The organism is Streptomyces sp. NPDC056580 (genome assembly GCF_042793175.1).
Classification (GTDB): Bacteria; Actinomycetota; Actinomycetes; order Streptomycetales; family Streptomycetaceae; genus Streptomyces.
Map to the genome: position 1 here is coordinate 159,509 of NZ_JBHTVE010000002.1, position 24,497 is coordinate 184,005.

Sequence of the window (24,497 nt, forward strand, 5' to 3'; positions counted from 1 at the left end):
ATGGGGCGCCATCACGCACGGGTCCTTTCCGGGCTCGAGGGCGTCGACTTCGTCGGCGTCGTCGACCCGATGGGCGACAAGTACGGGGCCGCGCCGAACGTGCCCGTCCTCGACACGGTCGACGAACTCGTCGACCTGGGCGTCGACTACGTGGTCGTCGCCTGTCCCACAGGTCTGCACGAGGAGGTCGGCCTGCGTCTGGCCGAGGCAGACGTGTGCGCGCTGATCGAGAAGCCGCTCGCCGAGACCGTGGCCGGCGCCCGCCGCCTCGTCGACGCCTTCGAGACCCGCGGTCTGGTGGCCGGCGTCGGCCACATCGAACGCTGCAACCCGGCGCTGCGCTCGCTGCGAGCCCGCCTGGAGGCCGGCGAACTCGGCGACGTCTACCAGGTGGTCACCCGCCGCCAGGGCCCGTTCCCGCACCGCATAGCGGACGTCGGCGTGGTCAAGGACCTGGCCACCCACGACATCGACCTCACCGGCTGGGTGACCGGGCGCGCCTACGCCTCGATCTCCGCGCACACCGTCAGCAAGAGCGGCCGGGAACACGAGGACATGGTCTCCGCGGTGGGCAGGCTCGACGACGGCACCATGGTCAACCACCTGGTCAACTGGCTGAGCCCGCTCAAGGAGCGCTTCACCTCGGTCACCGGCGAGCGCGGCTGCTTCATCGCCGACACCCTCACCGCGGACCTGACGTTCCACTCCAACGCCGCCGTGGCGACGGAGTGGGAGGCGCTCCAGGCGTTCCGGGGCGTCGCCGAGGGCGACATGATCCGCTATGCCATCCCCAAACGAGAACCCCTCCTCGTCGAACACGAACTGTTCCGCGACGCCGTGCTCGGCGAGCCTGCCGACATCTGCACCCTGCGCCAGGGCATGCGCACGGTCGAGGTCGCGGCGGCGGTGCTGGAATCGGCGAGGACCAAGCGCAGTGTTTCCCTCGAGCCGGAGGAACTGGCCACTCATGTCAGCTGAGAACCCCGCGCCCCGCAACCGGGCGACGCGAGGCCGGATCGTCATGCTCGTCGACAACGCGGTCAACGGCGACTCGCGCGTGCAGAAGGAGGCCCGGTCGGCCGCCGAGGCCGGCTGGGACGTGGTCCTGCTGGGCAAGGCCAAGGGCAAGAAGGGGCAGACCTGGCAGATCGGCGACGCCGAGGTACGCCTGCTGCCCGTGCCCGGCCCGCTCTTCCGCCGTCGGCACGAGTACCGCCGTGCCGTGCTCCGGTCGCCGCTGGCCTACCGCCCCGGCCCGCTGGCCGCCTACCGCCGGCAGAAGATCAAGGCGCGCCGCGCCGACCTCAACGTGCGGCTGATCCTCGCCCGGCAGGAAGGATCGCCGCTGGCCCGGCTGGGGCTGGCGGTGCCACGGATCGCCGCCCGGCTGCTGTCCTCCTGGGTGGAACTGCGCTACCGCCGGACCAAGGCGCTCGAAGAGCGGCGCAAGGCCATGACCTCGCCCCTGGACCGTTTCACGACGGCGTTCTGGCGCCGGACGATGGGCGACCGCAGCTGGCGCAGGCTCGACCCCCACCTGTGGGACTTCGAGCTGGCGTACGCCAGGGTCGTCGACGACCTCGAACCCGACCTCATCCACGCCAACGACTTCCGCATGCTCGGCGTCGGCGCCCGTGCCGTGATGCGCGCCCGGGCCAGGGGGCGGGACGTCAAGCTCGTCTGGGACGCCCACGAGTTCCTGCCGGGCATCAAGCCCTGGAACCCGCACCCGCGCTGGCACGTCGCCCAGTGCGCGCACGAACGGGAGTACGCCCGGCACGCCGACGCGGTGACGACGGTGTCGGACACCCTCGCGGGAATGCTCACCGAGCGACACCACCTGGCCGAGCGCCCCACGGTCGTGCTCAACGCCCCGGACGCGCAGGTCTCCCCGGAGCAGGCCGCCGAGCCCGTCCCGGACCTGCGTGAACTGTGCGGGATCGGGACGGACACCCCGCTCGCCGTGTACAGCGGGGCCGCCGCCCCGCAGCGCGGCCTGGACATCATGGTCGAGTCCCTGCCGCGGCTGCCGGAGCTGCACGTCGCCTTCGTCGTGCCCAACACCACGTCCGACTACATGCGGACGCTGCGGGCGCGGGCGGAGGAGCTGGCGGTCGGCGAGCGGCTGCACATCCTGCCGTACGTGCCGCATTACCAGGTGGTGCGGTTCCTGTCGGCGGCGGACCTCGGGGTCATCCCGATCCACCACTGGCCGAACCACGAGATCGCGCTCATCACCAAGTTCTTCGAGTACTCCCACGCCCGGCTGCCCCTGGTCGTCAGCGATGTCAAGACCATGAGCGAGACGGTCGAGCGGACCGGGCAGGGAGAGGTGTTCCGGGCGGAGGACCTGGAGGACTTCGTCCGCGCGGTGAAGTCGGTGCTCGGCGACGCCGGGCGTTACCGCGGCGCTTACGACGCGCCGGGACTCCTCGACCAGTGGACCTGGGAGGCCCAGGCCGTCCGGCTGGACGAGGTCTACACCCGTCTGCTGCCGGGCGGAGGCACCCGCCGGGCCGCGGTCCGAGCGGCGGAGGAGGCCAGAGCATGAGTGGGACACCCGACGTCAGCGTCGTCGTCGCCGTGTACAACACCATGCCGTACCTGACCGAGTGCCTGGAGTCGCTGGTCGGCCAGAGCATCGGCCTGGACCGGCTGGAGATCGTCGCCGTGGACGACGGGTCCACCGACGACAGCGGCCGGGAACTCGACCGCTTCGCAGAGCGGTACCCCGGCACCGTGAAGGTGATCCACCAGGCCAACTCCGGCGGACCGGCGGCTCCCAGCAACCGGGCGCTGGACGTGGCCACCGGCCGGTACGTCTACTTCGTCGGCTCCGACGACCACCTCGGTCCGCAGGCCCTGGAGCGCATGGTGGCGTGCGCCGACGAGCAGGGGTCGGACGTCGTCGTCGGCAAGATGGTGGGCACGAACGGCCGGTACGTGCACCAGGCGCTCTACAAGAAGAACGACCCGGACGTCCGTCTCGTCGGCTCCGCGCTGCCCTGGACCCTCGCCAACACCAAGCTGTTCCGGCGGGAACTGGTCGAGCGGCACAAGATGCGCTTCCCCGAGCACCTGCCGGTGGGCAGCGATCAGCCGTTCACCATCGAGGCGTGCGTGCGCGCCCGCAAGATCTCGGTGGTGGCCGACTACACCTGCTACTACGCGGTGAAGCGGGGCGATGCCGGCAACATCACCTATCGCGCCGACCACCTGGCGCGGCTGCGGTGCACGGCGGAGATCATGGACTTCACCGCCGGGCTCATCGAGCCCGGCCCCGAACGCGACGCCGTCCTGCGCCGGCACTTCACCTGGGAGCTGGCCAAGCTCGTCCAGCACGACTTCCCCGCTCTGGACCGGCCGTTGCAGCGGGAGATCTGCGAGGGCATCGCGCGGCTCGCGGACGCCTACTTCACGGACGGCATCCGTGACGCCATGGACGTGAAGCGCCGGGTACGGATCTGCCTGGCCCGGGCCGGCGCCATCGAGGAACTGTGCGAGGCGATCACCTCCGAGAAGGCGAACGGGGCGCCCCCGTTCGTCCTCGAGGGCGAACGCGCCTACGCCCGCTACCCGGGTTTCCGCGACCCGCGGATCGGCCTGGCCGACCGGTGCTTCGAGCTGGTCAAGGAGGCGGTGCCCGGCCGGCTGGCCAAGGGCACCGAACTCCTCGCCTCCGGGTGGGAGCAGGAGGACGACCGGATCAGCTACACCGCCTCCGTCCGGGTGCCCGTGCTCGGTGACGTGGACGGCGCGGTGCTGCGGCTCGTCCAGGGCGCCATGCCGGCCACCGCCGACAAGGCGGGCGCCAGGAAGCTGCCTGCCGGCACCGGCCTGCCGGCGCCACGGGGAACGTTCACGACGGCACTCGCGGACGACGGCGACGCCACCGTGCTGCACGCCCGGGTGCCCCTGGACGGGCGCACCGCCAAGCTGGGCGTCCGCGTGTACCTGGACGTCGCGGGATCGACCTACGAGATCCCCGTGCGCGGCAAGGGCAAGCCCATGCCGCTGGCCCGCCAGTGGGGTGCCTACGAGGACCCCTACCGGGTGTCCGCCCTCGTGAACCCCAAGGGCCGTGTGGTGATCGACACGGCCCCGATGTTCCCGCCGAAGCGGTCCCTGCCCTCCCGGCTGAGGGCCACACTCGTCCGCGGTTCCAAGAGGAAGTAGTAGCGACCGTCCATGAACATCTGTGTAGTAGCGCTCGGCAAGATCGGCCTCCCGCTGGCCGTGCAGTTCGCCGCCAAGGGCCACCGGGTCGTCGGCGCGGACGTCAACCCGAAGGTCGTCGAGCTGGTCAACGCCGGTACCGAGCCCTTCCCGGGTGAGCACGACCTCGACGTCAGGCTCAAGCAGGCCGTCGACGCCGGACTGCTGAGCGCCACGACGGACACCGCGGCCGCGGTCGCCGGGGCGGAGGCGGTCGTCGTGGTCGTCCCGCTGTTCGTCGACGCCGACGGAGTGCCCGACTTCGGCTGGATGGACGCCGCCACCAAGGCGATCGCCGAGGGGCTCAGGCCCGGCACGCTCGTCTCGTACGAGACCACGCTGCCCGTCGGCACCACCCGGACCCGGTGGGCGCCGATGCTGGCCGAAGGCTCGGGGCTGGTCCCGGGTGAGGACTTCCACCTGGTCTTCTCACCGGAACGGGTCCTCACCGGCCGGGTCTTCGCCGACCTGCGCCGCTACCCGAAACTGGTCGGCGGCATCGACGAGGCCTCCACCGCCCGCGGTGTCGAGTTCTACGAGGCCGTCCTGGACTTCGACGCTCGCGACGACCTGCCCCGGCCGAACGGCGTGTGGGACCTGGGCACCGCGGAGGCCTCCGAACTGGCCAAGCTCGCCGAGACCACCTACCGCGACGTCAACATCGGGCTGGCCAACCAGTTCGCGCGCTTCGCCGACAGCAACGGCATCGACGTCAAGAAGGTCATCGAAGCCTGCAACTCGCAGCCGTACAGCCACATCCACCAGCCGGGCATCGCGGTCGGGGGCCACTGCATCCCGATCTACCCGCGCATGTACCTGTGGAACGACCCGCAGGCGACCGTGGTGCGCTCCGCGCGCGAGGCGAACGCCGCGATGCCCGAGTACGCGGTGGACCTGCTCGCGGCGGCCTACGGCGACCTGACCGGGGCGGGCGTCCTCGTCCTCGGTGCGGCCTACCGGGGCGGCGTGAAGGAGACCGCGTTCTCGGGCGTCTTCCCGACCGTGGAGGCGCTCAGGTCGCGCGGCGCCGTCCCCTACGTCTCCGACCCGATGTACACGGCGGAGGAACTGTCGGAGCTCGGTCTCACCCCGCACCGCGGCGAAAAGGTCACCGCGGCCGTCCTGCAGGCCGACCACGCCGAGTATCGTGAGCTGGCCCCCGCCGACCTCCCGGACGTGAAGGTCCTGGTCGACGGGCGGCGGACGACCGACCCGGAGGCCTGGAAGGGCGTCCGGCGGGTGGTCATCGGCGGCTGAACCCGCCGCCCGCCGTACGACGCGGCCCTGCCACCCGGCAGGCGCCGCCCCCACCGCGCAGGACTTCACTTGGACACAGCCCGTACCGCTCCCGCCGCCCCGGCCGCGGCCCGGGCCACCGCCCGGGGCACGGGGCGCCGGCGGGCTGCCCTGCCGCTGCTGATCTGCGTGCTCTACGCGGTCCTCCAGCTCGTGGCGGGGCCGCAGTTCACGCTCTTCCCCGACTCGTACCGCTACGCACGGGCGGCGGAGCGCTATCTGGGCGCTCCGCCCGCGGAGGCGCACGGTACGGCGCTCGCCGCCTACTGCGCGAGCCGGGCGGACCGCACCGCGCACGACCGCCGGCTCGATCCGATGGTCCGGCAGAGCGACGACGCGATAAGGGCGGACGCGGAGCGCGCCTGCCTCGACCGCTGGGCCGACGCCCCGGACATCACCACCGGCGACCCGCGCTACCAGGGCATCTTCGCCGGCCGCCCCGGCTACCCCCTGCTCGCGGCGCCCTTCGTCGCGGCGTTCGGGGTGCTGCGCGGCATGCAGGCGCTGGGGGTGCTCACCGCGGCGGCGGGCTCGCTGCTCGTCCTCGGTCTGCTGCGTTCCGCGGGGCTGACCGGGCGGGCCGCCCTCGTCGGCCAGGTGACCTTCCTGGTCACCCCGCTCGGCTGGTGGAGCGCCCAGGCGCTGTCCGAGGGGCTGTTCACACTCTGCACGCTCGGGACGCTGTGGGGAGGTCTCCTGCTGTCCCGGCGGTGGTCGGCAGCGGGGGCGTCGCTCACCGCCTTCTCGTACGGCGTCGCGTCGATCACCCGCTATTCGTCGGCCCTGGTGCTCGCCGCCCTGCTGGCCGCCGTCACGGTGGGCGCCCTGTGCCTGTCCGGACGGGCCCGGCACAGGGGGACCGCCGCGTTCGCCGGGCTGTCCGCGGCGGCGCTGGGCGGCGTGGCCGTGGCGATGCGTACGCTCGGTCTGCCGTCCTCGCAGGAGACGCTGCAGGACACCTTCACCCATCACTTCGAGGCCCCTGAGGTCCCCGACCCCTGGGGGTCGCTCGCCGGGCTCGCGGAGCGGTTCTGGGCGGACTGGTCCGCGCAGCAGGCCGCACTGCCGTACTTCCTGCTCCTCACGGCCCTGGCGGCGTGGGCGCTCGCCCGGTACGGGGACGGGCTCGGCCGGCTCGCCTTCGCGATCGGCGTCACCGGGGCCCTCCAGGTCACGGCCCATCCGCTGACCAACGAGGCCGCCCGGCTCGGATGCCTGATGTGGATGCCGGTCGTGCTGGGGCTTCCGCTCGTCGTCGACCGCCACTGCTCCGCGCGCCCGGTGCGGCAGCCGGTGCGAGGGCGTGGCGATGCGCCGGACCCCCCTTGAGAAGATGTCGAAGAGCCGCCCGTCCGGCGGCCACAGGAAGGTGCAAAAGTGAGCTACACCGTCAAGCCCACCGCCCAGGTCGACGAGTCCGCCGAGCTGGGTGACGGGACCACCGTGTGGGAACTCGCGCAGGTCCGCGAGAAGGCCCGCCTCGGGTCGGGCTGCGTGATCGGCCGAGGCGCCTACGTCGGCACGGGCGTCCGGATCGGCGACAACGTCAAGCTGCAGAACTACGCCCTGGTGTACGAGCCCGCCGAACTGGGAGACGGGGTCTTCGTCGGTCCCGCCGTCGTCCTCACCAACGACCACTACCCCCGGTCGGTCGACCCCGAGGGCAAGCTCAAGCGCGGCGGTGACTGGGAGGCCGTCGGGGTCAAGGTGGCCGAGGGCGCATCGCTCGGCGCCCGTTCCGTGTGTGTCGCCCCGGTCCGTGTCGGCCGCTGGGCGCTGGTGGCCGCGGGCGCCGTCGTCACCCGGGACGTACCGGACTTCGCGCTGGTGGCGGGTGTCCCCGCCCGCCGTGTCGGATGGGTCGGCCGGGCCGGCGTGAGGCTCGTCGAGCGGCAGGGCGAGCCGGGCGTGTGGGAGTGCCCGCAGACCGGTGCCCGCTACGCCGAGCGCCCGGCCGACGGCGCCGCAGGTACCACCGAACTGGTGGAACTGCCTGCCTGACGCCTCACCGGCGAACCACCCGGTTTGACCCCTTCGGCCGTGCCCCGTAACCTTGACCGTCGGCGTGTCGAGTGACACGCCACATCCCCGTAAACCTCTTCCTCCCGGGTGCCTCGGCGGCCGGGAGAGGCTGTCCGTGTTCATGCCCGGGCGGCTGGACTGCGGGGGTGCCGTTCCCGAGCGAGAGAGTGAGATCCGCGTGTACGCCATCGTGCGCAGCGGTGGTCGCCAGCACAAGGTTGCTGTCGGCGACATCGTTGAGGTTGACAAGATTTCCACCGCCAAGGTTGGCGACACGGTCGAGCTCTCGACCCTGCTCGTTGTCGACGGCGACGCTGTGACCAGCGACCCGTGGGTGCTGGCCGGCATCAAGGTCCAGGCCGAGGTCGTGGACCACCACAAGGGCCAGAAGATCGACATTCTGCGCTACAAGAACAAGACGGGCTACCGCCGTCGCCAGGGCCACCGCCAGCAGTACACGGCGATCAAGGTCACTGAGATCCCCACGGCTGCGAAGTAAGGGACTGAGGAGAAATGGCACACAAGAAGGGCGCATCGTCCACCCGGAACGGTCGCGACTCCAATGCCCAGCGGCTCGGCGTGAAGCGCTTCGGCGGTCAGGTCGTCAACGCTGGTGAGATCCTGGTCCGCCAGCGCGGCACCCACTTCCACCCGGGCGCCGGCGTCGGCCGTGGCGGCGACGACACGCTGTTCGCGCTGCAGCCCGGTGCGGTGGAGTTCGGTACCCACCGTGGCCGCAAGGTCGTGAACGTCGTTCCGGTCGCCTGACCCGAGCGTTCCGTTCGAACCTTTCGCGAGGCGGACCTCACTTCCCGGTCGGGAAGGCGGGTCCGCCTCTCGCGTGTTACGCAAGAGACATCACCGTAGTTCTGGAGGCATGAACCATGACCACCTTCGTGGACCGCGTCGAGCTGCATGTCGCCGCGGGTAACGGAGGCCACGGCTGTGCCTCCGTCCACCGTGAGAAGTTCAAGCCGCTCGGCGGCCCGGACGGCGGCAACGGCGGCCGCGGCGGCGACGTGATCCTGACCGTCGACCAGTCGGTCACCACGCTGCTCGACTACCACCACTCCCCGCACCGCAAGGCCACCAACGGCAAGCCCGGCGAGGGCGGCAACCGCTCCGGCAAGGACGGCCAGGACCTGGTCCTGCCCGTGCCGGACGGCACCGTCGTCCTGGACCGGGCCGGCAACGTGCTCGCCGACCTGGTCGGCCACGGCACCTCGTACGTCGCCGCACAGGGCGGCCGGGGCGGCCTCGGCAACGCGGCGCTGGCCTCCGCCCGCCGCAAGGCGCCCGGCTTCGCGCTGCTCGGCGAGCCGGGGGACCTGCAGGACATCGTCCTGGAGCTGAAGACGGTCGCTGACGTGGCCCTGGTGGGCTACCCGAGCGCCGGCAAGTCCTCGCTGATCTCGGTGCTCAGCGCGGCCAAGCCGAAGATCGCCGACTACCCGTTCACCACCCTGGTGCCCAACCTCGGTGTCGTCACGGCCGGTTCGACCGTCTACACCATCGCCGACGTGCCGGGCCTGATCCCCGGCGCCAGCCAGGGCAGGGGACTGGGCCTGGAGTTCCTGCGCCACGTGGAGCGCTGCAGCGTGCTGGTGCACGTGCTGGACACCGCCACCCTCGAGTCCGACCGCGACCCGGTCTCCGACCTCGACATCATCGAGGAGGAGCTGCGGCAGTACGGCGGCCTGGACAACCGGCCCCGGATCGTCGTTCTGAACAAGGTCGACGTGCCGGACGGCAAGGACCTCGCCGAGATGGTCCGCCCCGACCTGGAGCAGCGCGGCTACCGCGTCTTCGAGGTGTCGGCGGTGGCCCACATCGGGCTGCGCGAGCTGACCTTCGCCCTCGGCGAGCTGGTCGGGCAGGCGCGGGCCGCAAGGCCGAAGGAGGAGGCGACCCGGATCGTCATCCGGCCGAAGGCCGTGGACGACGCGGGCTTCACGGTCACCCGCGAGGAGATCGGCGGCGAGCCGCTGTTCCGGGTGCGCGGCGAGAAGCCCGAGCGCTGGGTGCGGCAGACCGACTTCAACAACGACGAGGCCGTCGGCTACCTCGCCGACCGGCTGAACCGCCTCGGTGTCGAGGACCAGCTGATGAAGGCGGGCGCCAGGTCCGGCGACGGCGTGGCCATCGGCCCCGAGGAGAACGCGGTCGTCTTCGACTGGGAGCCGACCACCATGGCGGGCGCGGAGATGCTGGGCCGGCGCGGCGAGGACCACCGTTTCGACGTGGCCCGGCCGGCCGCCCAGCGGCGGCGCGACAAGCAGGCCGAGCGGGACGAGGCGCTGCGCGAGTACGACGAGTTCGACCCGTTCGAGTAGGACCTGGCCGGTGCGGCGGATCCGCCGCATCCGGGTGAGCCGAACCGCGCGACCCGGGAGGGACATCGGTCCCCCCGGGTCGCGCGCTTTCCCGCCCCACCCCGGCATCCGGTCCCCGGGCGCCCGGTCCGCCTGCCCAGCGGCTCCCGCCGGCACGGTTGCTGACGCTTCGCAACCCGTCGCTCCCCGGCCACGTCCTCGGTGCGGTCCCGGTGTCGCGACGGGTTTCCTGTTGTCCGCCTTCTCGTCACGCACACGCGAGACGCCGTTCGACGCCCGGGCCGCCCGGCCGTGGGTGCTTCCGGAGGTCCGCGAGTGAGGCCCGAGAGGCCCGTGTGACAAGGGGGGGTGCCGGTTCGGGCGGGGGTGCCGGTCCGGGCGGGCGGGGCCCGGGACTGAAAATCTCCTGCGGCCGGTTCCGGACACCGCGAATCGATCCCTTACCCTGGCCGAGACCGAAATGCTGCGGAACCTCGATGTCGAATTCCGGGGCAATGGGCTGCCCGAAGAGCTGTATTCGCGGCTGATCCGCAACGGCGCCGTCATGCATATGAAGAACTCGTGCAGCCCGACGCCGGCGGACGTGAGGATCGCAACCCGCCGCTGGGCGGCCGAGGCGGCGGCCGGGATCGGCGCCGCGGCGGCGGAGCGGACCGGCGCGTTCGGCGTCCGGGTCCTCGGCCACCGCTGCCTGAAACGGCTGCGGCGCGGCTGAACACCGGCGCCGGCCGGGCCCGTGAGGGACCTGTGGACTTACTCACAGCAATTCCACGGAGGTTCACGGCGGCCGTCGCCCAATGACCGGGGGCGGCAGGTGAATGACAGGTGGCGCGCACATATGCGTAGGACGTCACTCACCTTGCACAGCGGTTACCCGAAGTGGGACCATTTCGAACGTTCCCTGTCGCCCCAAGGTAGGTCAGCCTGTGTCACAGCACATAGCCAAGCCCCGAACCACCGCAGTCGTCCTGGCCGGTGGCACCGGTCAGCGGGTGGGTCTGTCGATCCCCAAGCAGCTGCTGAAGATCGCCGGCAAGGCAGTCATCGAGCACACGCTGACCACTTTCGAGAAGGCCGACTCGATCGACGACATCATCGTGCTGATGGCGCCGGGTTATGTGCCGGACATCGAGAAGATCGTGGCCAAGGCCGGCTTCACCAAGGTCAAGAAGGTCATCGAGGGCGGCTCGACCCGCAACGAGACCACCGAGCGCGCGATTTCCGCCCTCGGCGAGGGCCTGGCCGAGGGCGAGGACCTCAACGTCCTCTTCCACGACGCCGTGCGCCCCCTGCTCTCGCAGCGCGTCATCGACGACTGCGTGACCGCGCTGGAGCGCTTCCAGGCCGTGGACGTGGCCATCCCGTCCGCGGACACCATCATCGTCACGCGCACGCACGGCGAGGACGGCGAGTTCATCACCGAGATCCCGGACCGCTCCCGGCTGCGCCGCGGCCAGACCCCGCAGGCCTTCAAGCTGTCCACGATCCGCCGCGCCTACGAGGTCGCCTCCGGAGACCCCAACTTCCAGGCCACGGACGACTGCTCCGTCGTGCTCAAGTACCTGCCGGACGTGCCGATCCACGTCGTCGCGGGTGACGAGTACAACATGAAGGTGACCCAGCCGGTCGACGTCTTCATCGCCGACAAGCTGTTCCAGCTCGCCTCGACGGCCGCCCCGGAGCAGAACGGCGAGGAGGACTACCGCGAGCTGCTGACCGGCAAGACGGTCGTCATCTTCGGCGGCTCCTACGGCATCGGCAAGGACATCGCCGAACTCGCCGAGTCCTACGGCGCCTCCGTCTACGCGCTGGGCCGCTCCACCACCGGCACCCACGTGGAGAACCCGGAGGAGGTCGACGACGCGCTGTCCAAGGCGTACGCGGAGACCGGCCGGATCGACTACGTCGTCAACACCGCGGGCGTGCTGCGCATCGGCAGGCTCGCCGAGACCGACAACGCCACCATCGAGGAGGCGCTGAAGGTCAACTACCTGGCCCCGGTGCAGATCGCGCGCTCCTCCTACAAGTACCTGTCGGAGACCAAGGGCCAGCTGCTGCTGTACACCTCCAGCAGCTACACCCGCGGCCGCGCCGAGTACAGCCTCTACTCCTCCACCAAGGCCGCCATGGTGAACCTCACCCAGGCGCTGTCCGACGAGTGGGCCTCCGAGGACATCCGCGTCAACTGCGTCAACCCCGAGCGCACCGCCACCCCGATGCGCACCAAGGCGTTCGGCCAGGAGCCGGCCGGCTCGCTGCTCTCCTCCGAGGCCGTGGCCCGCACCTCCCTGGACGTGCTGCTCTCGGAACTGACCGGTCACGTCATCGACGTCCGCCAGCAGGACCCGACCGCGGGCGCCGCCAAGGCCTCCGGTTTCGAGCAGGCTCTGGCCACGGTGCTGGACCGTCAGGACGACGTGTAATAATCGCGGTAAATAGCTTTTGGGAATTCAGGCCTCTGTGCTCGCTCATTCACTGGGCGTTTGCAGAGGCCTGAGTCCGTACCCCTCAAAAAACAGGTACAGCCCGCGAATCATCGCTCAATTCCGGCAATACCGAACAAAACCGGCACTCCCCCCTCCCAGAGCAGGTTTCTCCGTGATATCCACCGCTATTCGCGTCGCCCGGGTGGGCAGCGCGGCCGAGCTGGCCGCGGCGGCCCTCATGATGCTGGGCTTCCCCTGCCTCATGCTGGCCGCGCTCATCCCCAGCGTTTACGCCTTCGTGGTCGCGGCCGCCGTGACGTACCTGGCGGACCACTTTCTGCACCGCAAGGGCAGCTATCTGATCAGCCGCCTGAGCAAGGTCCGGGCCGGTCTGTCGATCCGGTTCCTGATCCGGCAGCTGCTGCTCATCCTGCTGCTGGCCCGGATGTCCCTCGGGGACAACCTGGTCTTCTACACCGCGGTCGCCTGCTTCATCGCCTTCTACGGCCTGCAGGCCCCCCACGGCGCCCTCGTGACGCTGATCCGCAACCGCCGCCGGATGCCGGTCGCCACCCGCAACGTCGACCTGAAGTCCCGCCTCCGCATCCCGGACGCCCCGCCGCACCCCCTGCTGCACCGCTCCGCGGAGAAGATGCTCCACCTCGACCTGTTCGCGGTCGCCGGGCTCCTGGTCTCCGCCGCGCTGGACGACGCCTTCGTCGGCTTCGTCGGCGTCGGCGTCACCCTGGTCCTCGGCTGCCTGTACGTCGGGGTGCTGCTGCCGTACGTGCGCGGCCGGCGGACACCGCCGAAGGCCGAGGCAGTGCTGGCCGCCCTGGACGACTGGCTGACCGCCTACCGGCCGGAGACGGTCCTGTACTTCTCCGGCTCCAAGGACTCCGCGTACCAGGTCAACATGTGGCTGGAGACGATGGAGCAGCTGGACACCCGGCCGCTGATCATCCTCCGCGAGCGCGTCATCCTGAACAGCCTCGCCCCCACCACCGTCCCCGTCATCTGCGTGCCCGGAGGGGTGCACCTGATGAACATGGACCTGTCGACGGTGCGTGTCGCGCTCTACGCGGCCAACGTGGGCAAGAACATCCACCTGCTGCGCGTGCCCACGATGAAGCACGTCTTCATCGGCCACGGGGACAGCGACAAGCTGGCCAGCGTCAACCCGTACAGCAAGGTGTACGACGAGGTGTGGACCGCCGGCCGGGCCGGCCGGGACCGCTACGCCATCGCCGACGTCGGCGTCCGCGACGAGGACATCGTCGAGGTGGGCCGCCCGCAGCTCGCGCCGATCACCACCTGGCGGGGCGTACCCGAGGGCCGCATACCGACCGTGCTGTACGCCCCCACCTGGGAGGGCTGGGACGGCAACCCGGGCAACACCTCGATCGTGCTGGCCGGCGAGAACATCGTGAAGAAGCTGGTCAAGGCCGACCCGCCGGTGCGCGTCCTGTACAAGCCGCACCCCTTCACGGGGACCGTCAGCTCCCGGGCCGGCGCCGCCCACCGGCGCATCACCGCCCTGGTCGAGAAGGCCGCCGCCGAGCGCGCCGCCGACTCCCGCTTCAGCGCCGACACCGCCGCGCAGGAGCGGGCCCGGGGCGAGCTGACCCGCATCGAGGCCCGCCTGGCCGAGCTGGCCGGCGCCACCGGTGACAACGTCGACGAGGCCGAGGCCACTCGGGACGGGATCGTGGACGTCAGGCGGCACGAGGAGATCGCCCGGCTGCGTGCCGAGTGGAACGACGCCTACTGGCGTTCCTTCCCGGAGTACGAGCACAAGGTCATCACCGGCGCCGAGCCGCGCCTTTACGACTGCTTCAACGTCTCCGACGCGATGGTCTCCGACATCTCCTCGGTGGTCTCCGACTTCATCGCGAGCGGCAAGCCGTACGCGGTCACGGACTCCGGCGAGCTGGGCGCGGAGGAGTTCAAGCGGCAGAACACGGCCGTGCGGGCCGCGACGATCCTGTCCAACAGCGCGGCCGAGCTGGGCGGCCTGCTGGACGCGGTCCGCCACCCGTCCGCCGACCCGCTGGCCGGGGACCGCAAGGAGCTCAAGCAGTACCTGCTGGGCCCGGACGAGCCGAAGTCCATCGACCAGTTCAACGCCGCGGTCGCGGACCTCGCCCGCAAGGCCGACATCCGCAACGTCGGTCAGGAGTCGCGGGTCGGCGCGGCCAACGTCGACCCCGCCGAGACGGCCGAGCTGACCACCGCGCTGCCGGGCCAGCGGAACGCCTCCGCCGGTGACACGGACGGCGTGAACGCGGTCTGACGGCTCCACGGCCAAGGGCCGGCCCCCGGATTCCTCCGGGGGCCGGCCCTTTTTCACGTCTCCTTACCGGCCCCCTGCCCCACCGATGAGCGGCTCTTACCGGCCTTGCGTACTTTCGGTTGCGGCCGTCCCACTCCGTGTGGCGTGCCTCACTCATCACTCGATGTCAGGCAACCGCCTTGGACGGGAACCCGTCTTACACGTTGCTAATGATGCGATTCGGGGGAAAAGTCCCACGAACAAGGGAGAGCCGTGACGCAGCCTGATGTGACCGTCGTCATCGGGGCGTACGAAGCGATGCCCTACCTGGTCGACTGCCTGGCGTCGGTCGAGGCGCAGACCATCGGGCCGGCGCGCATGGAGGTCATCGCGGTCGACGACGGCTCGACGGACGGCACGGGGGAGTACCTGGAGCAGTTCGCGGCCCGTGCCGAGATGCCGGTGACCGTCGTCCGCCAGGAGAACTCCGGCAGCCCCAGCGGCCCGCGCAACGTCGGCCTCGGCAAGGCGGCCGGACGCTACGTCTTCTTCCTCGACGCCGACGACCGGCTCGGCGCCGAGGCGCTGGAACGCATGGTCGCCATGGCCGACCGCAACGGCACCGACGTCGTACTCGGCCGGGTCGAAGGCGTCAACCGCACCCCGCCGAAGTCCATGTTCGGCCGGACCCTCGACCGGACCGACGTCTTCTCCTCCAACATCAAGTTCACGCTGAGCGCGCAGAAGCTGTTCCGCCGCGCGATGCTGGAGCGGCACGGCATGCGGTTCGACGAATCGCTGTGGACCGGCGAGGACGCGCTGTTCACCCTTGAGGCCTACCTGCGGGCGGACGGCGTCTCCGTGCTCGCCGACTACACCTGCTACTACCTGGTGGGCCGCGAGGACGGCAAGCACGTGACGAAGACCGGCGGCTACACGCTGCGGTTCGACTCCGCGCGCGCACTGATGAAGCTCATCGCCGACATGGTCCCGCCCGGCGCCCGGCGCGACGACCTGATGGTCAGGCCCTTCCTCATCACCCTGCTGCCGCAGTTCGGGCCCAGGTTCCTCAAGGACGGCGAGGCGGCCCGCCGCGACAAGCTCGAGCTGGCCCGGCCGCTGATGGAGGCCTACTGGACCCCGGGGGTGGCCCGCCGTCTCAAGGTCCACGAGCGGCTGCGGCTGCACCTGGTGGCCGAGCAGCGGATGGAACCGCTGCTGGAGGTGATCGAGTTCATACGGTCGGGGAAGCAGGCCGCGGCTCTGCTGGAGCGGCGCGGCACCCGCGTGTACCTCGCCTACCCGTACTTCCGGTCCGCGGCAGCCGGCGTCCCCGACGCCGTCTACCTCGCCGGACCCCGGGAGGCCCGCGCCTTCCCCGGATACCGCGAGCCGGCCGCCCACTCCCTCCCGCGCCGGGCGCTGCGCAGGATCAGGCGGCTGCTGCCGAGCGCCCGGATCGGCGCGGCGGCGGCCTGACACCGGCCGGCGCCGCGCCGGGACCGCGCTACTTGCCCGAGTGCAGAGCCCGGCCGACCACCCGGCGGGCGCGCCGGTAGACGGAGGCCGCGGGCGCGGGGACGGCGTCCTTGGCCCGCTTGGCCCGTGCCACCTCCCGCCGCAGCCGCTCGTTGTCCTTGGACAACTCGCCGACCTGGGTGTGCAGCCAGCCGAACCGGGTGGTGAGCGAGGCGAGGTCGGTGTCGTTCCAGGGGCGTACGCCCGGCGGGAACGACAGTGACCGCATCCGCTTCTCGAAGGCGGCGCCGCCGTCGCCGTGCGTGAAGGTGTTCTGCAGCCCGTTCTTGTCCAGGAAGGCGGTGAACCGGTCGAACCGCTCCGCGTGGTTGCCGACGAGACCGCTGAAATCGGCCTGCTCGTACAGGCGGGCCGGGTCCGTCGCCTCCAGGTCCTTGCCGACCTTCTCCAGCAGCTGGTGCGGGATCTCGAAGTAGCGGCACAGCTCAAGCGTGCGCGAGTCCCCGCACAGCACCGTCGCGGGCGTGCCGGCGAGCAGCGCCGCGATGTTGCCGTGGATGCGGGAGCCGAAGGAGAAGTCGAAGGGGCGCAGCTCGTCGATCCAGGTGATCGGGTCGACGTACACCCGCACCTTGTCCTCCCGGTACATCGGGTGGTCGGGGTGCGTGGGCATCGCGGTCACCCGGGCGGCGACCGGGTCGGACAGATCGCGCCAGTGCAGTTGCCGGGCGTCGCTGAGGTTCTGCCCGATGAAACGCAGATTGGGGTAGCGCTCGTGGGTGCGGTCGATGACCCGCCCCAGCCCCTGCTTGCCCACCGCGCTGTGCGAGCCGTTGATCGCGATGCGCGATTCGGCCGTCAGACCGGCGGCCCCCTTGCGCACGTCGAGTTCGCGGCCGTTCATGAACAGGGACGGGCAGCCGATGACCTCGACGTCCTTGAAGCCCATGTCCCGCAGGTACTGCTCGGTGAACTCGCCGCGCACGCCGATCGAGGCGCTGCGCTCCAGCACCGCCGAGCAGAAGTCGCGCACGGTCGGCTCGATGCGCTTCAGCCGGGCCGCGTCGTAGCCCACACCGGTCTGCGCGCCGACGCCGAGCACCACCACGGGGATGCGCAGCTTGGATATCAGCCGGGTCAGCCGCTGCAGGGCGACCTCGAAGGACGGGCGGAAGGCGTTGGCGAGCGGCACCACGAACGCGTCGTACTCCGCGTTGATGCGCGCCGCCGCGGCCACCTCGGTACGCCCGCCGTTCGAGAACACCTCGGTGTCCGGTGTCTCGAGGATCTTGTGGGCGGCGTCCTGGAAGATCAGGTTGCCGGAGTTGGTGGCGATGACGTCCTGGTGGAGGGCTTGCTCCACGGAGAAGACGTCATACGGACTCTTGCCCGATCGGAGGAGGATGCGCTTGGGGTGGCGAACGGTAGGTGACACGACAGTCAATTTAAGTTGGTGAAGCGTTTAATTTCTATAGGGAACGGGTACAACCTTTTTGCCGTAAGCGAAACGTGAGTGCACGGTTACCGTCCGCCTGTCCGGGGACTGGACCGACGCGCACCGTCCGGCCCCCTTCGCGTAGATTGCCGCACAGACAGCGTTTGTCGCTCAGGCGGCCGGCACGGGGCGAGGGGACAGCAGGCAAGGTGACCGAGGCAAGGCAGGCCGTGGGCACGGCCCGCAGGATCGTAGTCAAGGTGGGTTCCTCGTCGCTGACCACCGCCGCGGGCGGCCTGGACGCGGACCGCGTCGACGCCCTCGTCGACGTCCTCGCCAAGGTGCGCAGTGGAGGGGAGCGGGAGATCGTCCTGGTCTCCTCGGGAGCCATCGCGGCCGGCCTCGCGCCGCTCGGCCTGCGCCGCCGCCCCAGGGACCTGGCCCGCCAGCAGGCCGCCGCCAGCGTCGGCCAGGGCCTGCTCGTCGCCCGCTACACCGCCTCCCTCGCCCGCTACGGCGTCCGGGTCGGCCAGGTGCTGCTGACCAGCGACGACATGAGCCGCCGCGCGCACCACCGCAACGCCTCGCGCACACTGGACGAGCTGCTGGCGATGGGCGCCCTGCCGGTCGTCAACGAGAACGACACCGTCGCCACCGACGAGATCCGCTTCGGCGACAACGACCGCCTCGCCGCCCTGGTCGCCCACCTGGTCCACGCCGACCTGCTGGTGCTGCTCTCCGACGTCGACGGCGTCTACGACGGCGACCCGAGCAAGCCGGGCACCTCGCGGATAGCCGAGGTGCGCGGCCCCGGGGACCTCGCCGAGGTCGAGATCGGCAGTGCCGGCAAGGCCGGGGTCGGCACCGGCGGCATGGTCACCAAGGTCGAGGCCGCCCGGATCGCCGCCGCCGCGGGCATCCCGGTGGTGCTGACCAGCGCCGTGCACGCGGCGGACGCGCTGAACGGCGGCGACACCGGCACGTACTTCCACCCCACCGGCAGGCGCTCCGCCGACCGGCTGCTGTGGCTCCAGCACGCCTCCACGCCGCAGGGCGCGCTCACCCTCGACGACGGCGCCGTCCGGGCGGTCGTCGAACGCCGCACCTCGCTGCTGCCCGCCGGCATCGCCGCCGTGGAGGGCGAGTTCAGCGCCGGCGACCCGGTCGAACTGCGCGACGGCGCGGGGCGCGCGGTGGGCCGGGGGCTCGTCAACTTCGACGCCAAGGAGATCCCCCTGCTGATCGGGCGTTCGACCCGGGAGCTGGCGCGCGAGCTGGGCCCGGCATACGAACGCGAGGTCGTGCACAGGGACGACCTGGTGCTGCTGCAGCCCGCCCACCCGTAGGGCCACTCGCGCAACCTCGTGGAACAGGGCGTAGGGAACGCCCCCGGTGGGGGACGTTCCGTAAAACCGCCCCGCGGAGCCCGGCGGCCTGCTCAACTTTCTCTCGGGGACATGTTGCTGGGACACGTTCCGTCAAGGGCCACGTGAAGGAGGCCGTCGTGAGACGAGTGCGCCCCGGGACGGCGTCCCGCGGTGCTCTGACGAGCGTCGCGGCCGGAGAGGCCTGTGAACAGCGCGAGGCACCCAGGGACCTGCCCCGGCTGTGGCACGTCACCCTCAGCGTCTCCGGGCAGCAGGTGCCGCTGCCCGACCTGCGGCGCGCCCTCGAGCAGCTCGCCCACGACCACCCCTTCCTGCTGACCAGCAGATACGCCGGCGACCACGCGGAGATCCGGTACTGGGAGGAGGCCCGCGACCTGCACGACGCGGCCGCCGTCGCGCTGCGGCTGTGGGGCGAGCACCGGCAGACCGCCGGGCTGCCGGCCTGGGAGATCGTCGGCCTCGAGGTCATCGACCGCGAGACGTACCACCAGCGCATCGCCGAGGGGTACGGCCCCGCGCCCGCGACTCCGGTAGGGGTGCACCCGTTCTAACGGCCCGGTGCCACGGCCCGGTTCCGCGGCGGCTTCACCCCCTTTTGACCCGTCTCGCGGTGTGGGACGACAGCTGAACGGCCCGGCGCCGCGCACTACCCTTCCCCCCATGACCACGCTCTCGCCGTACGACTCCATGTCCCCGGTCACCCAGGCCGCCTACCGGGCCAAGGCCGCCGCCGCCGATCTCGCGCCGCTCCCGCGCGCCGTGAAGGACGACGCGCTGCTCGCCATCGCCGACGCGCTGGAGGTCCGGACCGGCGAGATCGTCGAGGCCAACGCCAGGGACGTGGCCAAGGCCCGCGAGAACGGCACCAGCGAGTCCGTGGTCGACCGGCTCACCCTCACCCCCGAGCGCGTCCGCGCCATCGCCTCCGACGTCCGCGACGTCGCGAAGCTGCCCGACCCGGTCGGCGAGGTGGTGCGCGGCTCGACCCTCCCCAACGGCATCGACCTGCGCCAGGTCCGCGTCCCGCTCGGCGTGGTCGGCATCGTCTACGAGGCCCGCCCGAACGTCACCGTGGACGCCGCCGCGCTGTGCCTGAAGTCGGGCAACGCCGTCCTGCTGCGCGGCTCGGCCTCCGCCTACGAGTCCAACACCGCCCTCGTCCGGGTGATCCGGGACGCGGTCGGCGGCGCCGGGCTGCCCGCGGACGCCGTCCAGCTCGTGCCCGGCGAGAGCCGTGACTCCGTCCGCGAGCTGATGCGCGCCCGCGGCCTCGTCGACGTGCTCATCCCGCGCGGCGGCGCCTCACTGATCCGGACGGTGGTCAGCGAGTCCGTGGTGCCCGTCATCGAGACCGGCACCGGCAACTGCCACGTCTACGTCGACGCGCAGGCCGACATCGACATGGCGATCGAGATCCTGGTCAACTCCAAGGCCCAGCGGGTCAGCGTCTGCAACGCCGCCGAGACCCTCCTGGTGCACCAGGACATCGCCGCCGAGTTCCTGCCGCGGGCCCTGGACGCCCTGGCCGAGGCAGGCGTCACCGTGCACGGCGACGAGCGTGTGCTGGCCCACGCCAAGGACTCCAGGGCCACCGTGGTCGAGGCGACCCCGGAGGACTGGGAGACCGAGTACCTGTCGTACGACATCGCCGCCGCCGTCGTGGACTCCCTCGACAAGGCGGTCGAGCACATCCGGCTGTGGACCTCCGGGCACACCGAGGCGATCGTCACCACCTCCCAGCAGGCGGCCCGCCGCTTCACCCAGCTCGTCGACTCGACCACCGTCGCCGTGAACGCCTCCACCCGGTTCACCGACGGCGGCCAGTTCGGCTTCGGCGCCGAGATCGGCATCTCCACCCAGAAGCTGCACGCCCGCGGTCCGATGGGGCTGCCGGAGCTGACCAGCACGAAGTACATCGTCACCGGCGACGGGCACGTGCGCCGCTGACGGGGACGCGCGCCCGCCGGCGAGCGGGCCCGGCGGGAAGGCGTCTCAGCAGGCGGATGAATTTCCGTACCGTCTGCCCAAATTGACCCCCCAGGACTACTCTGGACGCGTGCCGGAGGACGTGGGGGGCACGCCGTTCTCTGACGGCTGGGAGCCCGATGACGACCACGACCGCGGGGTGTCGGACGAAGAGTTCGCCTCCGTGGTCTTCGACGAGGCCTTCGTGCGGGCGGCCGTGGTGCACGAGCCGACCGCCGTCGAACGCCTCCTGGCCGCAGCCCAGGCCAGAGCCGAGGCCTCCGAGGCGGAAGCCCGCCGCGCCCACGCCGGAGCCGACCGCTACGACGACGGCTACGGCCGCGAGGGCGCCGGACCCGGTCATGACCGGGACGACGGCGAGTACGACGACGACGAGGCCCCCGGCGATCAGCACGGCGCCTTCTGGCCCTACGGCAAGCAGGTCCGCTGGCACCGGCCCGTCGCCTGGGTGCTCGCGCTGGTGATGGGCATCGGCATGGTCGCGCTGGCCTTCGCCGCCGTCTACCGGGGCGCCTCCTCCGGTACCCGCGACCGGATGCCGTCACCGGCCTCCACCGGCCTGGAGCAGGGAGCGGCGGCGCGCCCCTCCGCCGGCACCGTCCGGCCGGCGGTCTCGGCGGTCCCGCCGTCCCGCTGACGGCCACCCCGCGTTCCTGGTGAGAACCTGTCAGAACTTGTCGTACGGCGGCGCGTTTACCGGAGGCCGCCGGAACCCACCCTGAAAGTATGGGCGGGCCTGGAGACCCACCGGAGGGGACACCCGAGGGCGGCCCCGCAGGCGGTGAGGACGAGTACCGATCCGTCGTCTTCGACGAATCGTTCGTCCGCGCTGCCCGGCTCCAGGAGTACTCCGCGCAGGAGCGCATGAGCGACCACGCGCCCGCCGTGCGCCGCCGTCCGGGACTGCGCCGGGGACTGACCCGGCAGGCCCTGATCCTCCTGCTGCTGATCGCCGTCGCCTTCTGCACCGCGGTCTACATGAGCGTCCGCCACCCCTACGGCGCCCCGCAGGCCCGGCGTCCCGCCGAACCGCTGCGGATGACCGTCATCCCGCTGGTCCCGCCGGGCAAGGTGCCGGGCGCCGCCGACGCCGAGCACCTGTACGCGCACAGCCCGGCCGCCCACTTCGAGGCCGGCGCCGAGGGAATCCCGCTGCCCGCTTCCCGCGGCACCGCGCACTTCTCGGACAGCCAGGTCACCGCCGCGCTGAGCATCGCCAGGAACTACCTGGTCCGCTCCTCCCTCGACCCCGAGGTACTCACCGGCCGCCAGGTCCGGCCGGTGAGGTCCCTGGTCGACTCCGACCAGCTCGACCAGTTCGACCGCGGCTTCGACCACCCGGCGGCGGACGGCCGCCACGCCCCGACCGGCTGGCTGGTCCGCATCGACCCCTCCCGAGCGCGCCTGGCCGACGACCGGATCCGCGCCCAGGGCACCCTGCGGGCCGCCGAGACCGACGCGTCCGTGCTGGAGATCAGCGCCGACGCGGTCTTCGTCTACGCCCTGCGCCCGGCAGGCGCCGCCGCCGGCGCCGCGGTCTCCCTCTTCACCGTCCGCCGTGAGCTGGCCTTCCGGTTCACCCGCGACGACCTGCGCGTCGGCCAGATCCGGCTGGGCAGCTCCCGCACCCAGGCGGGCCCGCTGTCCTGCGCCGAGGACGCCACCTCCTACCTGCGCCCCCTGCTGGCCGGCCAGACCGCACGCGGCGGCGGCCCGGCGGGCACCGACCCGTACGCCGCCGACAGCGCCACGGCCCTGTGCGGCACGCTGGCGGCAGCGGCCCAGCCGGAGCCCTGACGCCGGAGCCCTGACGCCGGAGCCCTGACGCCGGGACCGACGTCCCGGCCGGGCCCCGTCGCGCGTCCCGGCCGGGCCCCGTCCCGTGGGGTCCGCGCTACTCCCCGTCCTGCGCGGACGCGCCCCGCGGCCCGTCCTGCGGCCCGTCCTTCGGGTCGTCCTTCGGGTCGTCCTTCGGGTCGTCCTTCGGCGGGGCCGGGCTGCGGAAGCCGTCGAAGCCGCGGCGGACCCGGCCGCCGAAGTCGCCGGCACCGCCCGCGAGGTCCGTGACCAGCTTCATCAGCGGGTCCTTGGAGCCCTTCACATCGCTCTTGTAGCTCGCGGCGGACTCGCGGAAGGAGTCGGAGACCGAGGCGTCCTTGTCCTCGCCGCGCCGCGGGTAGTGGCCGTCCATCAGCCGCTGGTGGTCCCGCGACTCGGCCCACCTCTTCAGCTCCGCGGCCCGGATGGTGGCGAAGGGGTGCGAGCGGGGCAGCACGTTCAAAATCTTCAGCACCGAGTCGCGCAGGTCGCCGCCGGCGTCGTATTCCTCGGCCTGCTCCAGGAACGCGTCCACGTTCATCTCGTGCAGGTGGTTGCCGCCCGCCATCTTCATCAGGCCGCGCATGGAGGCCCGCAGATCCTGGCCCACCAGCAGCCCGGCCCGGTCCGCCGACAGCTCCGACTTGCGGAACCACTCCCTGAGCGCCGTCACCAGCGCCATGACCGCGAGGTTGCCCAGCGGTATCCAGGCGACCTTCAGGGCCAGCGTCGTCAGGAACAGCAGGATCGTGCGGTACACCGAGTGGCCGGACAGGGCGTGCCCCACCTCGTGCCCGACGACCGCCCGCATCTCCTCCTCGTCCAGCAGCTCGACCAGGCCGGTGGTGAGCACGATGACCGGTTCGTCGAGGCCGATGCACATCGCGTTCGGCTGCGGGTCCTGCGTGACGTACATCGGCGGGACCTTCTCCAGGTCCAGGATGTAGCAGGCGTCCAGCAGCATGTCGTGCAGGTGCGCGAACTGCCGCTCCGAGACGCGCACCGAGTCGGACAGGAACAGCAGCCGCAGGCTCCGCTCCGGCAGCAGCCCGCTGAGCGCCTTGAACACGGTGTCGAAGCCGCTCAGCTTGCGCAGCGCCACCAGGGCCGACCGGTCGGCCGGATGCTCGTACGCGCGCGAGGAGATCCCCGGGAAGCGCCTGCGCTGCCTGCTGGGCACGCGCTCGCGCCCGGTCTGCTCACGGCCGTCGTCGGACATGTCTTCCCCCATGTGCGTGTCAGTGCCACCGTCGCCCCCGAGGCGAGGGCCAGCCTAGGCGGAGATACCGTGGACGGGCAGTACAGCGAAGGAGACCACGTCATGGAGTACCGCCCCCCGGCCACCTGGCTGACCGAGGCCGCCGGCACCGCAGTCCAGCAGCACGGATCGGGCAACCTGCTCCGCATCGTCCTGATCGTGATGTTCCTCGGCTGCGCGCTGACCGCATGGTTCCTGCTGCGCGGCTACAAGCAGAAGGACGACTGAGGGGCCGCGGAAGTTCCCCGCGGCGGCCCGTCCGGCGCCCGGCGCCCGCCGTGACGGCGGAGTCGGGGTGATCGCCGCCGGGCCGCCCGCTTACGATGAGCCGACATCTTCATCCCGCCCACACGCGATAGGTCCTGCCGATGAGCCTCCACCTCGCCGCCGCCCAGCTGGTCACCCTCGCCGCCGAGGGTGAGGAGCACGGCGGCAACCACAACAGCCTGAACCCGGCGGTCACCGGCGGCGGCGCCCTGATCATCCTGCTGCTCCTGCTCTGGATCACCACCCGCTTCAACCGCGACCGCTGACCCGGGAACCCGTCCCCGGCCAGGGCCCACGGACCG

The 24,497-nt window shown here is 71.5% G+C and carries 22 protein-coding genes; 20 read left to right on the top strand and 2 right to left on the bottom strand.

All coding sequences use genetic code 11. The features are described 5' to 3' along the window. The 13 genes from ACFQ9Z_RS04435 to ACFQ9Z_RS04495 all read left to right on the top strand — a co-directional run bounded on the left by ACFQ9Z_RS04435 (position 1) and on the right by ACFQ9Z_RS04495 (position 16,043). Positions 1–978: a Gfo/Idh/MocA family protein gene (locus ACFQ9Z_RS04435; RefSeq protein WP_383011804.1), complete on the top strand. Its 978-nt coding sequence runs from the start codon at positions 1–3 to the stop codon at positions 976–978. After that, positions 968–2,551, top strand: coding sequence for a glycosyltransferase family 4 protein (locus ACFQ9Z_RS04440; RefSeq protein ID WP_383010595.1), 1,584 nt, complete (start codon positions 968–970; stop codon positions 2,549–2,551). Before ACFQ9Z_RS04435 ends, ACFQ9Z_RS04440 begins: the two co-directional genes overlap by 11 nt. After that, positions 2,548–4,176 (top strand): glycosyltransferase family 2 protein, encoded by a 1,629-nt coding sequence (locus tag ACFQ9Z_RS04445; protein ID WP_383010597.1) that lies wholly within the window; start codon positions 2,548–2,550, stop codon positions 4,174–4,176. Before ACFQ9Z_RS04440 ends, ACFQ9Z_RS04445 begins: the two co-directional genes overlap by 4 nt. A gap of 12 nt (positions 4,177–4,188) precedes the next feature. Continuing rightward, a complete protein-coding gene (locus ACFQ9Z_RS04450) occupies positions 4,189–5,472 on the top strand; it encodes a nucleotide sugar dehydrogenase (protein WP_383010599.1) in 1,284 nt (427 codons plus the stop codon). Positions 5,473–5,541: 69 nt separating this feature from the next. After that, a complete protein-coding gene (locus ACFQ9Z_RS04455) occupies positions 5,542–6,840 on the top strand; it encodes a hypothetical protein (RefSeq protein ID WP_383010601.1) in 1,299 nt (432 codons plus the stop codon). A 48-nt stretch (positions 6,841–6,888) separates the two neighbouring features. After that, positions 6,889–7,512: an acyltransferase gene (locus ACFQ9Z_RS04460; RefSeq protein WP_383010603.1), complete on the top strand. Its 624-nt coding sequence runs from the start codon at positions 6,889–6,891 to the stop codon at positions 7,510–7,512. Positions 7,513–7,711: 199 nt separating this feature from the next. Next, a complete protein-coding gene (rplU, locus tag ACFQ9Z_RS04465) occupies positions 7,712–8,032 on the top strand; it encodes a 50S ribosomal protein L21 (RefSeq protein WP_003990208.1) in 321 nt (106 codons plus the stop codon). A 14-nt stretch (positions 8,033–8,046) separates the two neighbouring features. Beyond that, positions 8,047–8,301 (top strand): 50S ribosomal protein L27, encoded by a 255-nt coding sequence (gene rpmA / locus ACFQ9Z_RS04470; protein WP_018846648.1) that lies wholly within the window; start codon positions 8,047–8,049, stop codon positions 8,299–8,301. A 116-nt stretch (positions 8,302–8,417) separates the two neighbouring features. Continuing rightward, positions 8,418–9,866, top strand: coding sequence for a GTPase ObgE (obgE, locus tag ACFQ9Z_RS04475; protein WP_383010606.1), 1,449 nt, complete (start codon positions 8,418–8,420; stop codon positions 9,864–9,866). 460 nt (positions 9,867–10,326) lie between these two features. After that, complete coding sequence (locus ACFQ9Z_RS04480; protein WP_383010608.1) at positions 10,327–10,581, top strand: hypothetical protein; 255 nt, start codon at positions 10,327–10,329, stop codon at positions 10,579–10,581. Positions 10,582–10,792: 211 nt separating this feature from the next. Continuing rightward, positions 10,793–12,289, top strand: a complete 1,497-nt coding sequence (locus ACFQ9Z_RS04485) for a D-ribitol-5-phosphate cytidylyltransferase (protein WP_383010610.1) — start codon at positions 10,793–10,795, stop codon at positions 12,287–12,289. A gap of 175 nt (positions 12,290–12,464) precedes the next feature. Continuing rightward, positions 12,465–14,585, top strand: a complete 2,121-nt coding sequence (locus tag ACFQ9Z_RS04490) for a hypothetical protein (RefSeq protein ID WP_383010612.1) — start codon at positions 12,465–12,467, stop codon at positions 14,583–14,585. A 297-nt stretch (positions 14,586–14,882) separates the two neighbouring features. Next, positions 14,883–16,043, top strand: coding sequence for a glycosyltransferase family 2 protein (locus ACFQ9Z_RS04495; protein WP_383011807.1), 1,161 nt, complete (start codon positions 14,883–14,885; stop codon positions 16,041–16,043). Positions 16,044–16,071: 28 nt separating this feature from the next. On the opposite strand, the gene ACFQ9Z_RS04500 is transcribed toward ACFQ9Z_RS04495, so the two are convergent. After that, positions 16,072–17,478 carry a polysaccharide pyruvyl transferase family protein gene (locus ACFQ9Z_RS04500; RefSeq protein ID WP_383010614.1) on the bottom strand — a complete coding sequence of 469 codons (1,407 nt, stop codon included), beginning with the start codon at positions 17,476–17,478 and terminating at the stop codon, positions 16,072–16,074. Between the two features lie 209 nt (positions 17,479–17,687). Between ACFQ9Z_RS04500 and proB the strand changes: the two genes are divergently transcribed. From proB to ACFQ9Z_RS04525, 5 genes are all read left to right on the top strand, one after another. Continuing rightward, on the top strand, positions 17,688–18,824 hold the full coding sequence (proB, locus tag ACFQ9Z_RS04505; protein ID WP_383010616.1) for a glutamate 5-kinase: 1,137 nt from the start codon (positions 17,688–17,690) through the stop codon (positions 18,822–18,824). A gap of 158 nt (positions 18,825–18,982) precedes the next feature. Further along, positions 18,983–19,417: a hypothetical protein gene (locus ACFQ9Z_RS04510; RefSeq protein ID WP_360672811.1), complete on the top strand. Its 435-nt coding sequence runs from the start codon at positions 18,983–18,985 to the stop codon at positions 19,415–19,417. A 109-nt stretch (positions 19,418–19,526) separates the two neighbouring features. Then, complete coding sequence (locus ACFQ9Z_RS04515) at positions 19,527–20,813, top strand: glutamate-5-semialdehyde dehydrogenase (protein ID WP_383010619.1); 1,287 nt, start codon at positions 19,527–19,529, stop codon at positions 20,811–20,813. Positions 20,814–20,895: 82 nt separating this feature from the next. Further along, positions 20,896–21,489, top strand: coding sequence for a hypothetical protein (locus ACFQ9Z_RS04520; RefSeq protein ID WP_383010621.1), 594 nt, complete (start codon positions 20,896–20,898; stop codon positions 21,487–21,489). Positions 21,490–21,578: 89 nt separating this feature from the next. Next, on the top strand, positions 21,579–22,649 hold the full coding sequence (locus ACFQ9Z_RS04525) for a hypothetical protein (RefSeq protein ID WP_383010623.1): 1,071 nt from the start codon (positions 21,579–21,581) through the stop codon (positions 22,647–22,649). Between the two features lie 97 nt (positions 22,650–22,746). Here the strand turns inward: ACFQ9Z_RS04525 and ACFQ9Z_RS04530 are convergent, their stop codons facing one another. Continuing rightward, positions 22,747–23,889 (bottom strand): M48 family metallopeptidase, encoded by a 1,143-nt coding sequence (locus ACFQ9Z_RS04530; RefSeq protein ID WP_383010625.1) that lies wholly within the window; start codon positions 23,887–23,889, stop codon positions 22,747–22,749. 102 nt (positions 23,890–23,991) lie between these two features. Here ACFQ9Z_RS04530 and ACFQ9Z_RS04535 point away from each other — a divergent pair, with 102 nt between their 5' ends. After that, entirely contained in the window at positions 23,992–24,156 is a 165-nt protein-coding gene (locus tag ACFQ9Z_RS04535; RefSeq protein WP_174266309.1) for a hypothetical protein, read from the top strand. 140 nt (positions 24,157–24,296) lie between these two features. Next, positions 24,297–24,461, top strand: coding sequence for a hypothetical protein (locus ACFQ9Z_RS04540; RefSeq protein WP_351659421.1), 165 nt, complete (start codon positions 24,297–24,299; stop codon positions 24,459–24,461). Positions 24,462–24,497 lie beyond the last annotated feature (36 nt).